Origin of the sequence: Massilia aquatica, from assembly GCF_011682045.1 — a bacterium.
Taxonomy (GTDB): Bacteria; Pseudomonadota; Gammaproteobacteria; order Burkholderiales; family Burkholderiaceae_D; genus Telluria_A; species Telluria_A aquatica.
Genome location: NZ_VVIW01000003.1, coordinates 126,130 through 141,973, shown reverse-complemented (window position 1 = coordinate 141,973; position 15,844 = coordinate 126,130). Strand labels below are relative to the sequence as shown.

Below are 15,844 nucleotides of genomic sequence, written 5' to 3'. Positions count from 1 at the left end.
ATCAGAATTCGTACTTGACGGTCGCCTGGATGGCCCACTGCGATTCGCCCTTGGTCTGGCGAACGTCGAGCGATTCGACGTTGTCGCGTACTTTGTAGATGTACTTGCCGTTTTCCATACCAACGTAGTCGACGAAGCTGCGTGCCTGGGCGCCGGCGCCCTGGAAGCCGACTTCATTGATACGGCCCCATTTCTTGTTCAGCAGGTTGCCGACGTTGAAGAAGTCGAGGCTGAAGACAGCCTTGTTCTTGGCGAACAGGCCTGGCAATTCCTGCGAGACGCGCATGTCGAAGCTGTTGCTCCAAGGCGAGAAGTCCGTGTTACGGCCAACCACGCCGCCAGCGGCTTTCTTCAGCACGCTGTTGCTGTTGACCACGCTCCAGAACTTGTCTTCGTTGACAGTGCTGCCTGGCTTGTCGCCCGCGAACACCACTTCGCCCGAACCTGGCGCCGACGGGATGTACATCAGGTCGTTACCAGCGGAACCGTCGCCGTTCAAGTCGTTGTTGATGGTCCAGCTGTAAGGTTTACCCGAACGGCCTTCGTAGAACATGCCGAAACGCGTCTTGTAAGCGCCGAAGAAGTTCTTCTGGAAGTTGACGATGGCGTTCACGCGGTTCTTGACCAGGTAGCTCGAATTGGCGTTGACTTCTTCGTTCGGATTGAACACCGAACGGCCGGTGAAGTTCGAGTTCGAGGTCGACGAGGTCAGTGGCGAGACTTCCTTGGCATCGGTGTAGGTGTACGCTACCGACCAGCCCAGGCCCGAGGTCAATGGACGGCTGATCGACATGGTGGCCATGCCGCTGCCGCCCTTGTCGGTCTTCTGCGCCAGCAGCACGTTGGCGAACGATTCGTTGCTCAGTGCCTTGTTACGCAAGCCGGTGCAAGCGGTGCCGCTGGCGATCGAGTTGCCGGTCGCGCTCCAGCACAACGGGTTGTAACCCTGCGCGGTGTAGAACAGGTCGCGGCCGTCGCTGCCCTTGCGGGTGGCGGCGCCGAGGTTCAGGTTCTGGTAGTAGATCGCGTCCTTGGACTTCACGTGCAGGTATTCCGCAGAAAAGACCAGGCCGTACCATGGCAGTTCCATGTCGAAGGCGACGTTGGCTTTCCAGACCGACGGCTGGCGCAAGCCCTGCGCCAGGATGTCGACGTTGGCCGCCGGCGCCGAGGCGTTGCCGCCAATGGTGGTTGGCTGCTGGTCCGGATTGGCGCTGAACAGGGTTGCGCCATTGCAGGCAGCGAAGTTACCGGTGCCGCAACCGACGGTGGTGGTTGCCACGCCAGGGTTGGAGAACGGGTTCGACAGCCAGACAGCGGCAGCGTTACCCTGGAACAGGCCGGCGCCACCGCGGATTTGCATCTTGCGGGTGGTGTCGAGGTTGTAGTTGATGCCGAAACGCGGCTGTATCAGGTTCTGGCCGTCGAAGGTGTTGGTGTTGTCCAGGCCATAACCGCCTTTTTCGCGGATGCCCTTGGCGAAGTCGCCTTCGATCTTCGCTGCGGCGATCGCGCTGTTGCGGCGTGGACGGTCGCTGATGCGCGCTGCATCGAGACGCACGCCGGCGGTCACGGTCAGGCGCGGGCTGATGGTCCAGGTATCCTGTACAAACGCGCCGTAGTTTTTCAGGGCGAAGTCGGCAACGGCGTCGTTCAGGTTCACGCCCTTGGCGGCAACCTGCAACTGGTACGAGCTTGGACGGCCTTTGCTGAAGTTTTCCAGGATGGCTTGCTCAACCTGGGCCGGGGTGGCATTGGCGCAGGTGGCAAACGCGAAGCTGTAGGTCCAGGTGTTGCTTGGATTCTGGCAGCTGAAGCTGTAATTGCCGAAAATGTTTTGCTGGAAGGCGTTGTAGACCTTGTTGTTGCTGTAGTCGGTGCCGAACTTGACTTCGTGGTCACCCAGGGCCCAGTTGGCGCCCAGGTAGATGTCGTCGGTCTTGGTGCCGAGAATGTTGCGGTGACGGCTGTTCTCGGTACCGAAGTTGAGCGAGCGGTTGGTGGTCGGCACGGATGCCGGCGTACCGGCCGGGTTCGCTCCTGACATCGACAGGCTGATCGCAGGCAGGCGCGAATTCAGGGTCGGCACGCTGTCGTAGTCGCGCTGCGATACCTTGAATTCGGTCGAGAAGTTAGGGGTCCAGTCGGACGTCAGCTGGGCGACGAAGGTTTCGATCGACTTGTCTTGCGCGTACCACTGCGAGTTGAGCGACAGGCCGGTGGCGGAAATGCCGGCAAATTGCGGCTCGGACTGCGAGGTCTTCGAGTAGCGGAACATGGCGCGGTGGTCGTCGTTGATGTTCCAGTCGACCTTGACCAGCGCGTCTTCCACGTTCAGCTTGGCGCCAGCCGGCACGTCGGTGGTGCCGGCGTTGATGCCGAACTTGTCCTTGGCGATGGTCTGCGCGTTGGAAATGAACGCTGGCGTGAGGCCGACGTTGGTCAGCGAGCTGCCCAGCGGGCCGAAGGCTGGCGCGGCGCGGCTCGATTCGAGCTTCTCGTAGTTAGCGAAAATGAACAGCTTATCCTGGATCAGCGGGCCGCCCAGGGTGAAGCCGGCGGTGGTGTCCTTGGTCGACGGTGGCGCGTAGTAGGTGTCGTTGGCGTTGTTGTAGCGGTCGCCCGACAGCTTGTCGTTACGGAACACATAGTAAACACTGCCCTTGAGCGTGTTGGTGCCGGACTTGGTGACGGCGTTGATGTTGCCGCCGGTGTAGCCCTTTTGCGTCACGTCGTAGTTGGCGACGTTGACCTGCACGGTCTGGATCGCTTCGATCGAGATCGGCTGCTTGGCGGTCGGGCTGCCGTTCGATTCCAGGCCGAAGGTGTCGTTCACGGCCACGCCGTCGATGGTCAGCGAGTTGTAGCGCGAGTTCTGGCCGGCCACGGAGATTTCGCCGCGTTCCTTGTCGGTCTGGGCCACGCGCGGGTCGGCACGGGCGTAATCTTGCAGGTTGCGCTGGATCGATGCCTGGGTGGCGATTTCGTTCGAGCTCAGGCTGGTGCCGGAACCCATGTTCGATTTCGAGAATTTTTCCGAACGGGCAGCCGAACCGGCGATGGTCACGGTCTGCATCGGCGCGCCCAGGGTGGCGTCGACGGAAGCGGTCTCGGCCAGCTGGATGAACACGCCTTCGCGTTTTTCGGTGATGCCGTCTTTGGTAATGATGATCGTGTACGGACCGCCCGAACGCAGGCCGCGTGCCACATAGCGCCCTTCGCCATCGGTGACGACATTGCTGACGGAACCGGATTCGGCGTGGACGATGGATACGGTTGCGCCGCCGGCTGGCTTGCCGTCGGCGGCGGAAATACGCCCGCCGATAGCCGACGTGGTGTTCTGCGCCATGGCCGGCAAGGTCGCCAGCGCGATTGACAGCGCCAGCGCCAGCTTGGTGACCTGCATCCGATTATGTTTGATCATTGTGTAACCCCAAAAAAAGACATGTTATGGTGAAAGGCGGCGAAGCCTTTCCTCTGTACTTTGCTGCAAATCTGCGCTGGCGGCGCTGATGGCGCCGCCACGAAAAAACCAGTCGACGCCATGCGCGGCCGTCGTTATTCTTTGCCTTCCAGGTCCGTCGAGCGAGTGCGCCCGACCGCGACAATGCCCTGCGCAGCGCGCAAGTCTACTGGCCGAATATGTCACCAGCATGACCAAGTGGCGACTGGCAAGATTGCTTCGTGGATCATCCTCAGGTCACTATGCAGCAGTGGCTGCGACGCTGACAAATACCATTTCGTTTATGCATTTATATATCGATCATATAAATTCATGCATAAAGTAGTGCTAGATGGGGTTCCTGAGGCGTGTTTCCGGGCTTGTGGCCTTGGCGGGATTATAAATCCTAGGTTATGAGGTGAAATCCTTTCATACAGAATTTCGACAAACGTTTGCCCGGACGCGCAAATGTGTAGCGGGACGGCCACACACTTTCCATTACGTAAATCATTTTTTGCAACTAAAGCGGAAGAGTTGGAGCTAACTCAAGATGGCACGGCAGATATTGTGCTGAGTTTGGGAGGCAGGCAGGGGGGAACGGCAGAAGGTGCCGTTCCCGCGAGCGCGGGAACGGCGGGGGCGGGTCAGCGGGCGCGCGGCGCGACGCTGGCGGCGGTTGGCCACGAGGCCACCTGCGCCTCAAAGCGGGCAAAGCGCTCGTCGAGCTGGCGCGTCAGGCGCTGTTTTTCCTGCTGCGGCAAAAAGGCGTAGCGCACGCCGTTGTACGAAACCTTCTTGATTTCGGCGTAGGACGGCTGGTAGCGGCTGGCGAACAGCGTGTATTCCTGCGACAGGTTGTGGCGCGTGACGCCCGCATCGTCGGTCGAAATCACATACGGCACGCCGAACTTGCGGTACAGGGTCACCGGGTGGTTGGCGCCCTTGATGCCGGAGATGAAGGCATTGCTGGTCAGGTTGATCTCGACCGGAATATCCTTCTCGCGCATGGTTTTCATGATGGCGATCGCATTCGACTCGTGCGCCAGGTCGATGCCGTGGCCGATGCGGTCGGCGCCGGCCACGTTCAGGGCCTGCTCGATGTGGAACTTGAGTCCTTCCGGCGGCACGTCGCCCAGCGCCAGCTCGCCCGCGTGCAGCGCCAGCTTCACTTTCGGGTACTGGGTCTTCAGGAAGCGGAACATCTTCATGTGCAGCTCGTAGTCGCGCATCGATGGCGCCAGACTCTCCTGGCCGACGATATTGACGCCGACGATCAAGTCGCTCTGGCTGGACGCCTTGAAGGCGGCCAGCATCGACGAGAACACCAGCGACGGGTTCACAAGACGCAGTACATACGCCTGGTAGCGCATGGTGAACTGCTCGTCGTCGATGTTGGCGTGGTTGGTCTTGATGCGCTCGACGTAGTCGTCCAGGCCCTTGTTGAAGGCGGGGTCCTTGTCGAGCTTTTCCATCCAGCCGCGCATGGCGGCGGTGAGCGCGGCGTCGTCGCGGGCCTTCCACATGGCCGTATCGGCGTCGCTGTTGCCGGTCATCGGCGCGAGCTTGAACATGGTTTCGATGTAGCCGACGTTTTCGGCGATGGCGCGCTTTTTCAGCTCCAGCAAGCCTTCGTTGAAGTTGTCGTTCGAGACCGGGCCGAAGAAGCCGAAGGTCTGGAAGAACTGGCGGTCCGGCGGCGGCTGGATCGCGCCGTGGTTGTCGAAGTCCTTGCTCGACCAGCGCTGCAGCAGTTCGCGGTAGGTGAAGTCGTCGGCCAGCACCTCGGCGGACGAGAGGCAGGTGCGTTCGGCGGCGGGCAGCGCGCGCTGGGCGGCGATGACGGCCTTGTCGGTTTCGATGCGGTAGGTCTGCTTGTTGACGCACAGGCCCTGCTTGTCGAGGAAGTCGACGTATTGTTCGGCGTAGACGGAACCGGAGTAATGGTGATGCAGGTCGGCGCCCTTGGGCATCTGCGAGAAGAACAGGGTCAGTTCGGACAGCTTCGGTTCGGCGCCGGCGATCAGGCCCGCCAGGTGGCGCGCGGTGGCCGCTTCGTTGGCCCTGGACGTGGCGGTCGGTGGCGCGGCATACGCGCTGGCGGCCAGGGCCAGGGCGATCAACAGGCTGCTCGTTTTACGGATCATGGATTTCTTCTTCTCTAGTCGTTGAGTAACGCCGTCGCCCCCGCGAAGGCGGGGGTCCATAGCACCGATGCTCAGAGGTGCCATGGATCCCCGCCTGCGCGGGGAAGACGAATCAAAATGCGGTGGTACTTACAACGCCTGCTGGGGAACGACGGTTCAAAATGCGGCGGTACTTACAACATCACCCCCGTGCGCTCATGCACCTTGCGCCCAGCCGCATAGGTCGCACCCACGCAGCGGTCGTCGCCCAGCAGCGCCAGCGCGAACAGCAGCTCCTCGAGATTGTTACAACGCTCCGTGCGGCGCGCCAGCAAGGGCGTCGCTTTCGGGTCGAGCACGATGAAATCGGCTTCCGCCCCCGCCACGAAACTGCCGATGGTCCCTTCGAGTTGCATGCTGCGCGCCGCGCCCAGGGTCGCCAGGTAAAACATGCGCGCGGCCGGCAGATAGCTGCCTTTCAATCGCGCTACTTTATAGGCTTCATTCATAGTTTGCAACATGGAGAAGGATGTCCCCCCTCCCACGTCGGTCGCCAGCGACAGCGAAACCCGCGCCGCGTCGGCCTTTTCGAAATCGAACAAGCCGCTGCCGAGGAAGAAGTTGGAGGTCGGGCAGACCGCCGCCGCCGACCCGGTCTCGGCCATGCGCGCAAAGTCGGCGTCGTCGAGCCAGATGCAGTGGCCGAACATGGCGCGCTCGCGCATCAGCCCATAGTGATCGTACACGTCCAGATAGCTGCGCGCATCCGGAAACAGCGACTTGACCCAGCTGCACTCGTCCGCGTTTTCCGACACGTGGGTCTGGATATACGTGTCCGGATACGCCGCCGCCAGTTCACCCGTCAGGCGCAACTGCGCTTCGGTGGACGTGGGCGCGAAGCGCGGGGTGATCGCGTACATGGCGCGGCCCTTGTTGTGCCACTTCTTGATCAGGTCCTCGCTGTCGCGCACCCCGCCCTCGGCGCTATCGCGCAAAAACTCGGGGCAGTTGCGGTCCATGAGCACCTTCCCGGCCGCCATGCGCAGGTTGCGCGCCGCGCTGGCCTCAAAGAACGCGTCGACCGACTCGCGGTGCACGGTGCAGTACACCATGGCCGTGGTGGTCCCGCAGCGCAGCAGCTCGTCGAGGAAAAAATCGGCCACTTCGCGCGCATGCGCCGGGTCGCCGAACTGGCGCTCGGTCGGGAAAGTATAGGTTTCCAGCCACGGCAACAGGCCCGGCGCCGGCGAGGCGATCATGTCGGTCTGCGGGAAGTGCAGGTGGGTGTCGATAAAGCCAGGCATGATCACCTTGCCGCGATAATCGACCACCTGCACGCCGGGGGGCAGCGTCGCCAGCAGCTGCGCGTAGTCGCCGGCCGCCCGGACTTTGCCGTCGGCAACGATCAACAGGCCATCTTCGTGCCACAGGCAGGCATCCTGGCTGAAGGCCGGGTCGGCGTGAAAATGCAGCAAGCTGGCTCGGTAGGCTTGCACGGTGCTTGGTGGTACGGTAGACATCAGACTCTTTCGGTGATTGCGGCCCGGGGCAGCCTGGACGCGCTGGGCGTTCCTTGCATGGTTTCCCAGACGGTCAGTAATTGCGCGCAGACAGAAGCGGCGATGACCGCCGGCGCCTTGTTGGTAATGCCGGCCAGCCCGATCGGGCAGACCATTGTATCAATCCGCGCCGCGTCCACGCCACGCGCACGCAGGCGGTGTTCGAACTGGCGGCGCTTGGTTTTCGATCCGATCAGGCCGAACCAGCCGACACCGGGGCGCGCCATGATCGCCTCGGTCAGGCGCTGGTCGAGCGCGTGGCTGTGGGTCATGACGAGGTAGCTGGCATTGGCCGGGGCGCAAGCCACCAGCGCTTCCGGCACGTCGGTCGCCTCCACGGTGACGTTGGCCGGGACCCATGGGGGGAACATGTCGTCGCGCTCGTCGACCCAGGTGACCGTGCATGGCAAATGCGCCAGTGCGCGCACGATGGCCGTGCCCACGTGGCCGGCGCCGAACAGCACCAGGTGCGCGCGCGGCGCGAACAGCGGGTCGACCAGCCAGCGCCGCCCGTCCGGCTCCTGCATGACGTAGGCGCCGCGGTCGCGCGCGAAGACCGGTGGACGGCTGCCGGCGAGCCAGCGGCCGTCGCCGTCGAACAGCGCGCTCTCCGGCGCGCCATCGATGGCGACCACGCGCCAGCTGTCGTCCTGGCGGCGCTGGCCGAGCAGCGCGGCCTGCGCCGCATCGAACAATTCGAACGACAGGTGCACCACGCCGCCGCAGCACTGGCCCAGGCTCGGGCCGAGCGCGTAGCGTTCAAAGTGGCGCGCGCGGCCGCCTTCCAGCATGGCGCGGGCGGTCTCGATGGCGCGGTGTTCCAGGTGGCCGCCGCCAATGGTGTCAAGCACGCGGGTGGCGTCGACCAGCATCTTCGCGCCGCACTCGCGCGGGCCGGAGCCTTCGACGATGGCCACGGTCACCAGGATGGCAGGCGTAGGGGTAGCGGCGGTGGCGCTGAGCCAGTCGTCCATCACGCCGCCTTGAGCGCCGCTTCGACAGCGCAAATGGATTTGAGGATTTCTTCGCTGGTGGCCGGCGCATTGAGCGGCGGCTGGACCTTGTGCCCGCCGACGCTGGAAACGGCATCGCGGATGGCGAAGAACACCGAGAACGGCAGCAGCAGCGGCGGCTCGCCCACGGCCTTGGAGCGGTGGATGCTGTCTTCGACGTTGCGGTTGTCGAACAGGCGCACACGGAAGTCTTCCGGGCAGTCCGATACGCCCGGGATCTTGTAGGTCGACGGCGCATGCGTCATGAGTTTGCCGGCCGGGTTCCACCACAGTTCTTCGGTGGTGAGCCAGCCCATGCCCTGGATGAAGGCGCCCTCGACCTGGCCGATGTCGATGGCCGGGTTGAGCGACTTGCCGGCGTCGTACAGCGCGTCGGCGCGCAGCAGCTTCCATTCGCCGGTAAGCGTATCGACCACCACTTCGGCCACGGCGGCGCCGTAGGCGTAGTACGAGAACGGGCGGCCGTTCATGGTTTTCGGGTCCCAGTGCAGGCCGGGCGTGGCGTAGAAGCCGTCGGACCACAGCTGCACGCGCGCCAGGTAGGCTTTTTGCACCAGTACCGGGAAGGCGACTTCGTGACCGTTGACGAACACCGTGTCGCCGGCGAACACCACGTCGGCAGCCTCGCCGCCATACAGCTTGACCGCGTAATCGGCCAGGCGCTCGCGGATCTGGCGCGCCGCGTCCTGGGCCGCCTTGCCGTTCAAGTCAGCGCCGGTCGATGCGGCCGTGGCCGAGGTGTTCGAGACCTTGCTGGTGTCGGTGGCGGTGGCGCGCACGTTGACGATGTCCACGCCCAGTTCATGCGCGACCACCTGCATCACCTTGGTGTTGATGCCCTGCCCCATTTCGGTGCCGCCGTGGTTGACGATGATCGAGCCGTCCACATACACGTGCACCAGCGCGCCGGCCTGGTTCAGGTGCGTGACGTTGAAGGCGATGCCGAATTTGACGGGCGTGAGCGCCAGCCCTTTCTTGAGCACCGGGCTGGTGGCGTTAAAAGCGTTGATCGCGGCGCGGCGGGTGCGGTATTCGCTGGTTTCTTCCAGCTCGGCGGACAGCGCGTGAATCACGTTGTCGACCACCACCTGGCCGTACGGCGTGACGTTGCGCTCTTCGCGGCCGTAGAAATTGAGGCGCCGGATATCGAGCGCGTCGCGTCCGAGTTCGCGGGCGATTTCGTCGATCACGTACTCGATGGCGATTGCGCCCTGGGGGCCGCCGAAGCCGCGGAAGGCGGTATTCGATTGCGTGTTGGTCTTGCCGCAGGCGGCGCGGATGTCGACGTCCGACAAATAGTAGGTGTTGTCAAAATGGCAGACCGCGCGCGTGGCCACGGGCCCAGACAGGTCGGCCGAATAGCCGGCGCGGGTGACCATGTCGACCTTGGCGGCGACAATGCGGCCGTCGTCGTCGTAGCCGACTTCGTATTCGTAATGGAAGCAGTGGCGCTTGCCGGTGACGAGCATGTCGTCGTCGCGGTCGGCGCGCAGCTTGACCGGGCGCTTGAGTCTTGAGGCGGCGATGGCCGACGCGGCCGCCCACAGCGCCGATTGTGACTCCTTGCCGCCGAAGCCTCCGCCCATGCGCCGGCATTCGACCACGATGTTATGCGAGTGCAGGCCGAGCGCATGCGCCACCACATGCTGCATTTCGCTCGGGTGCTGGGTCGAGCAGAGCACCAGCATGCCCTTGTCTTCTTTTGGAATGGCGTATGAAATCTGCCCTTCCAGGTAGAACTGCTCCTGCCCGCCCACATACAGCTCGCCCTTGACCGAGCGCGGCGCCTTGTCGAACGCAGCCTGGTAGTCGCCGCGCGCCAGGCGCATCGGCGGCAGCACATACGATTGCGCCGCGCGCGCCGCTTGCGGGGTGAGGATCGCCGGCAGTTCTTCGTACGTCACCTGGCCCAGGCGCGCGGCACGGCGCGCGTGGTCGTGGGTGTCGGCGACGACAATGAAGATCGGCTGGCCGACGTACATGACCAGGCCATCGGCCAGGATCGGGTCGTCGTGGATGATCGGGCCGCAGTCGTTGGTGCCGGGGATGTCGGCCACCGTCAGCACGGCGACCACGCCAACGCTGGCGCGCACCGCGTCAAGGTCGATGGCGGAAATGTTCGCGTGCGCCTTGCTGGACAAGCCCAACGCCGCATGCAGGGTGCCCTGCACTTCCGGGATGTCGTCGGTGTAGGTGGCCTGGCCGAGCACGTGCAGCGCGGCCGATTCGTGCGCGCGCGAGACGCCCACGCCGGTCCATGCCGCCGCTTTGAGCGCTGGGATAGCTGCGTCGTTCATGGTGTTCTCCTTACGCGCGCACGGCAAAGGCGTTGACGGCATCTGCCGCCAGCGGGTTGTGTTGACGGGTCTCGAACCAGAAGCGGCGCAGCAGATTCTGCGCCGTCTTCATGCGGTACTCGCTCGACGCGCGCATGTCCGACAGCGGCGCGTAATCCTGGGCCAGCATGGCCATGGCGGCGTCCACCGTCGCCTCGCTCCACGGCTGGCCGAGCAGCAGCGCTTCGGTCTGGGCGGCGCGCTTGGGCGTGGCGGCCATGCCCCCAAAAGCGATGCGTGCCTCAAGCACCAAGTCGCCCTCGAAGCGCAGCGCGAAGGCGGCGCACACGGCGGAAATGTCCTGGTCGAAGCGCTTGGCCAGCTTGTAGGTGCGGAACTGCACGCCAGCGCGCGGCAGCGGCACGCGCACCGCTTGGACGAATTCGCCGGGCTGCAGGTCCTTTTTCTGGTAGCCGAGGTACAGGTCTTCCAGCGCCAGCTCGCGCTCACCGGCGGCGCCGCGCAGCACCACGCGCGCGCCCAGGGCGATCAGCCACGGCATCGAGTCGCCGATCGGCGAGCCGTTGGCGACGTTGCCGCCCAGGGTGCCGGCGTTGCGGATCGGGAGCGAGGCGAAACGCTGCCACATGCTCGAAAGTTCGGCCGGATAGTGCGCGCTGACCGCCTTGTAGGCTTCTTCGAGCGTGACCCCGGCGCCGATGTCGATCATGCCGCCATCTTGCGTGACCTGTTTGAGGGCGTCGACGTGGCCGAGGTAGATGATGTCGCCCAGTTCGCGCATCTGCTTGGTGACCCACAGACCGATGTCGGTGGAACCGGCCAGCAGCACGGCGCCGGGCTTGTCGGCGCGGATGCGCACCAGTTCATCGAGCGTGCGTGGAGCGTAGAAGCAGGCGCCGGCGGCACTGTAGGTGGCCATGACGCCGCGTTGCAGGGGCGCCAGCCGGGCGGCCAGCGCGGCGCGGTCGAAGTGCACGGGCGGCAGTTCGCCCATGCGCTTGGCGGCGTCGATGATCGGGCGGTAGCCGGTGCAGCGGCACAGATTACCGGAAAGGGCATCGTCGATCTGGCAGCGCGACGGCTCGCGACCTTCCTGCTTGAGGTACATGCCCCACAGGGACATGACGAAACCGGGGGTGCAAAAGCCGCACTGGGAGCCGTGGCATTCGACCATGGCTTGCTGCACCGGGTGCAGCAGGCCGTTCGACTGCTGCACATCTTCGACGGTGAACAGGGCCTTGCCGTCCAGGGTGGGCGTCAACTGGATGCAGGAGTTCACCGCCTTCATCTCGACCTGGCCGCCGACGCCGAGCGAGCCGATGACGACCGTGCAGGCGCCGCAGTCGCCTTCGGCGCAGCCTTCCTTGGTACCGGTGCAGTGCAGGTCCTCGCGCAAATGCTGGAGAATGGTCTGCGTCGGCGCGGCCTGTGTAACCTCGCGCACGGCGCCCTGATAGTAGAAACGGATCGGTGTTGACATTCTTGCCTCGGCTTTATCCCAGTGTGCAAGGTTAACACCGACGGCATCCGCAGTTATATCTATTTGCAGATGTGGCTTATCAGCCAAACGAACTAGTACGGGTGAACGGCCTTCCAGTGCTCGGCAATATCGATGCGGCGCGTGATCCAGACCCGATCATGACTTTGCACGTAGTCGAGGAAGCGCGCCAGCGCCGCCGCCCGCCCCGGACGGCCCACGATGCGGCAATGCAGGCCGATGGAGAGCATTTTCGGCTGGTTCAGGCCATCCGGATTGCCTTCGGCGTACAGCACGTCGAAGGCGTCTTTCAGATAATCGAAGAACTGGGTGCCCGAATTGAAGCCCTGCATGGCGCAAAAGCGCATGTCGTTGGTGTCGAGCGTGTATGGCACCACCAAATGTGGCGTGACGCCGCCGGCGTGCGCGACCTGTTGCCAGAATGGCAAATCGTCGCCGTAATGGTCGGCGTCGTAGGCAAAGCCGCCATGTTCGACCACCAGGCGGCGCGTGTTGGGCGAGTCGCGCCCGGTGTACCAGCCCAGCGGCGCGGACCCGCTCAGTTCGCGCATGATCTGCACGGCCTCAATCATGTGGGCGCGCTCGGTCGCTTCGTCCACGTTCTGGTAGGAGATCCACTTCAGGCCGTGGCAGGCGATTTCGTGGCCCAACTCCTGAAAAGCGGCCACCGCCTCCGGGTTGCGCTTGAGCGCCATGGCCACGCCGAACACGGTCAGCGGCAGCTTGCGCTCCTCGAACATGCGCAGCAGGCGCCACAGGCCGGCGCGCGAACCGTATTCGTAAAGCGACTCCATGCTCATGTGGCGCATCGGAAAGGCCGCAGCGCCAATGATTTCGGACAGAAAGGTTTCGGAGGCGGCATCGCCGTGCAGCACATTGTTTTCGCCGCCCTCTTCATAGTTGAGCACGAATTGCAGCGCTACCCGCGCCTGGCCCGGCCATTGCGGATGGGGCGGCGTGCGCCCGTAGCCGGCCAGGTCGCGTGGATAGTTGTCGTAAGTCGTCATGAATGGGCTCGGGATGGAAGGGAATGCATGGAGGGTATAGTTCGCATCATATAGTGGCGTTCGCACGCCGGTATATGATCAGCCAGATAACATGCCTCATTTTGATGATATAGGAAGGATTATGGGAAAACTTAGTACGCACGTGCTTGACACGACGCAAGGCAAACCTGGCAACGGCGTGGTAGTCGAACTGTACGCGGTCACGCCTGGCGCGCGCACCCTGATCAAGACTGTCACCACCAACCGCGACGGCAGGGTCGATATGCCCCTGCTTGAAGGCGACGCCATGCAGGCCGGGCGCTATGAACTGGTGTTTGCCGCCGGCGACTATTTTGCCGCCCAGGGTGTGAAGCTGCCGGAACCGCGCTTCATCGACCAGGTGACCCTGGCCTTCGGCATTGCCGATCCGGCCCAGAATTACCACGTGCCGCTGGTGGTGACGCCGTGGTCGTATTCGACCTACCGGGGCAGCTGACGATCAAACAGAACTGTGCGGGCGGCAAAAACTTGCTATTCTTGGGCGGATAGCGCTAAGTAAGTGTGCAGAAATTATTGTCATTTATAGCGAACAGAAGCGGATGCCTGGCAAGGCGCACGCCGCGACGCAGTGCGAGCACTGCTAGCGGTGGGCAACGCAGCAAGGCGCCGCTTATGGAAGCTGGAAATGACAAGAATTTATGGGCACTTACCTAGGTAACTGCGTCCAGGAGAGAAAATGTCACTGCACATCGTTCACTTTATCGGCCCCATCAATCACAGCGCGGTGTGCGCCGTCCGCAACCTGTGCCTGCAAGCGCTGCAGAGCGGCGCCAGCGAGATCGAGCTGCACATGTCGACCGAAGGCGGCAACATGACCGCCGGCTTCGCGCTGTACTTCTTCCTCAAGTCGCTGCCCCTGCCCCTGACCACCCACAATATCGGCAGCGTCGAGTCGGTCGGTGTGGTGATCTTTCTGGCAGGCAGCAAGCGCTACGCCTGTCCGGGCACGCGCTTCCTGGTCCACCCCTTGCACTGGGGCTTCGGCAGCCTGGTCGCGGCCGACCATTCGCGCGTGAGCGAGTGGCGCGACTGCCTCGATTTCGACGCCGAGCGCTATGCCTGTATTTTCGAGGAAGCAACCAAAGCGGCGGGAGTGCAGGGCGATATCCGTACCAATCTGTTCGGCAACGCGCGCATCTACGACGCCACGCAAGCGGTAGAAGCGGGCATCATCGACAAGGCGGTGCAGGCGCGCCTGCCGGGCGCGGGGGCAACCTCGCACTGGTGGAACGGCTGATGCCGCGACAAGACGCTGCTAAAAGTTGCTGCACATAATTCTGGTCAAACTTGCACGGAAACGGACCTTGACTTAGAATCAGCAGCTCTGCGGTTGCCGTTCCGGCGACGCACCATTCTGGGCCTGGCCCACTCAAGATGCTTCCCTGTTCTTCTACCGCTGCCGCACGCTGACCCTTGGATACCGTGTCACCCTGGGTGCTTGTCGCCGCGCTGGTCTTCCTGATCCTGTGTTCGGCCTTTTTCGCCATGGCGGAAACGGCGCTCATGGCCGCCAACAAATTCCGCCTGCGCAGCCTGGCCAAGCGCGGCCACCGCGGCGCCATCACCACCTTGTGGCTGCTCGAGCGTACCGACAAGCTGCTCTCGCTGATCCTGATTGCCAATACCCTGGTCAACGCCATGGCGACGGTGCTGGCGACCGCGATTGCGATTTTGCTGTTCGGCTATGAAGAGAGCGTGATCGTGATCGCCATCGCGCTACTGGTGTTCGTGCTGATCGTGTTCGCCGAAATCGCGCCCAAGTTCATCGGCGCCACCTATCCGGAAACCATCTCCCTGGTCGCCAGCACCCTGCTCAAACCGCTGATGGCGGTGGCCAAGCCGCTGATCTGGTTCGTCAACCTGTTCGTGCGCCTGTTCCTCACCATCTTGCGGGTCAAGCCGGCCGACAGCGCCGCCCAGAACCGCGTCTCGCCCGACGAATTGCGCGCCATCGTGCTGGAAGGCGGCAATTTCATTCCGCAAAAGCACAAGAGCATCCTGCTCAACCTGTTCGACCTCGACACGACCTCGATCGAAGACATCATGACCCCGCGCGCCCAGATCGAGGCGCTCAACCTGGCCGTGCCGGTCGCCGAACTCAAGGCCCAGCTGACCAGGTGCCGCCACAACAAGCTGCCGGTGTATGAAGGCGAGATCAACCACATCATCGGCATCCTGCACGTGCGCCATGCGGTCGCCCTGCTCAACGAGGACGACGAGCTGAGCATCGGCCATTTCCGTGGGCTGCTTACAACACCGTACTTCATTCCCCAGGACACCAGCGTCTTTACTCAGCTACAATATTTTCAAGAAAACAAAGAACGCCTGGGCATCATCGTCGACGAGTACGGCGAAGTGCAGGGCCTGGTCACACTCGACGATATCATCGAGGAAATGATCGGTGACTTCACCAGCTCCGCGCCCGGCGCCGCGCCGAGCGACAACTTCGGCTGGGATGCGCGCGGCGAATGTTTGTTGGAAGGCACGGCGCCCCTGCGCGAGATCAATAAACGGCTGGGACTGGCGTTTCCGCTGGACGGCCCCAAGACCGTCAACGGTCTGATGCTGGAGCAGTTGCAGGAAATTCCCGAGGCCCCGATCAGCCTGAAAATCGGTAACGTGGCGATCGAAGTCATCCAGGTGCAAAACCAGGCGATCAAGGTCGTCAAGCTGACCCGCCCGCCGGCGCGCTGAGACAGTCCCTAATCAGACTGTCACCAACAATTCCACTCCAGCCACAGAAGTTCTAAATCGCAACGAAACGTTCCATTTTACCTACGTGGTATGGTTGCCTCCCCCATGCAGCAAACACTTTACAAATGTGATGCTCGGAGGCATGATCCAAGGCAGTTCGCCGCAACAGTCA

At 63.2% G+C, this 15,844-nt stretch carries 10 protein-coding genes; 3 read left to right on the top strand and 7 right to left on the bottom strand.

Annotated elements, in window-relative coordinates; translation table 11 throughout:
• Position 1 precedes the first annotated feature (1 nt).
• The 7 genes from F1609_RS06675 to puuE all read right to left on the bottom strand — a co-directional run bounded on the left by F1609_RS06675 (position 2) and on the right by puuE (position 12,939).
• On the bottom strand, positions 2 to 3,424 hold the full coding sequence (locus F1609_RS06675) for a TonB-dependent receptor (protein WP_167075714.1): 3,423 nt from the start codon (positions 3,422 to 3,424) through the stop codon (positions 2 to 4).
• Positions 3,425 to 4,086: 662 nt separating this feature from the next.
• Positions 4,087 to 5,586 (bottom strand): amidohydrolase family protein, encoded by a 1,500-nt coding sequence (locus F1609_RS06670; RefSeq protein WP_167075713.1) that lies wholly within the window; start codon positions 5,584 to 5,586, stop codon positions 4,087 to 4,089.
• Between the two features lie 173 nt (positions 5,587 to 5,759).
• A complete protein-coding gene (gene guaD, locus F1609_RS06665) occupies positions 5,760 to 7,085 on the bottom strand; it encodes a guanine deaminase (protein ID WP_167075712.1) in 1,326 nt (441 codons plus the stop codon).
• Positions 7,085 to 8,098, bottom strand: coding sequence for a xanthine dehydrogenase accessory protein XdhC (gene xdhC, locus F1609_RS06660; RefSeq protein WP_167075711.1), 1,014 nt, complete (start codon positions 8,096 to 8,098; stop codon positions 7,085 to 7,087). Before xdhC ends, guaD begins: the two co-directional genes overlap by 1 nt.
• Positions 8,098 to 10,434: a xanthine dehydrogenase molybdopterin binding subunit gene (xdhB, locus tag F1609_RS06655; RefSeq protein ID WP_167075710.1), complete on the bottom strand. Its 2,337-nt coding sequence runs from the start codon at positions 10,432 to 10,434 to the stop codon at positions 8,098 to 8,100. The genes xdhC and xdhB overlap by 1 nt, the downstream gene beginning before the upstream one ends.
• 10 nt (positions 10,435 to 10,444) lie before the next feature.
• Positions 10,445 to 11,914, bottom strand: coding sequence for a xanthine dehydrogenase small subunit (gene xdhA, locus F1609_RS06650; RefSeq protein ID WP_167075709.1), 1,470 nt, complete (start codon positions 11,912 to 11,914; stop codon positions 10,445 to 10,447).
• A gap of 92 nt (positions 11,915 to 12,006) precedes the next feature.
• Positions 12,007 to 12,939 (bottom strand): allantoinase PuuE, encoded by a 933-nt coding sequence (gene puuE, locus F1609_RS06645; RefSeq protein WP_167075708.1) that lies wholly within the window; start codon positions 12,937 to 12,939, stop codon positions 12,007 to 12,009.
• Positions 12,940 to 13,060: 121 nt separating this feature from the next.
• Between puuE and uraH the strand changes: the two genes are divergently transcribed.
• From uraH to F1609_RS06630, 3 genes are all read left to right on the top strand, one after another.
• Positions 13,061 to 13,414, top strand: a complete 354-nt coding sequence (gene uraH / locus F1609_RS06640) for a hydroxyisourate hydrolase (RefSeq protein ID WP_167075707.1) — start codon at positions 13,061 to 13,063, stop codon at positions 13,412 to 13,414.
• A gap of 240 nt (positions 13,415 to 13,654) precedes the next feature.
• Positions 13,655 to 14,215, top strand: coding sequence for an ATP-dependent Clp protease proteolytic subunit (locus F1609_RS06635; protein WP_167075706.1), 561 nt, complete (start codon positions 13,655 to 13,657; stop codon positions 14,213 to 14,215).
• Between the two features lie 176 nt (positions 14,216 to 14,391).
• A complete protein-coding gene (locus tag F1609_RS06630; RefSeq protein WP_167075705.1) occupies positions 14,392 to 15,672 on the top strand; it encodes an HlyC/CorC family transporter in 1,281 nt (426 codons plus the stop codon).
• The last annotated feature ends 172 nt before the right edge of the window (positions 15,673 to 15,844 follow it).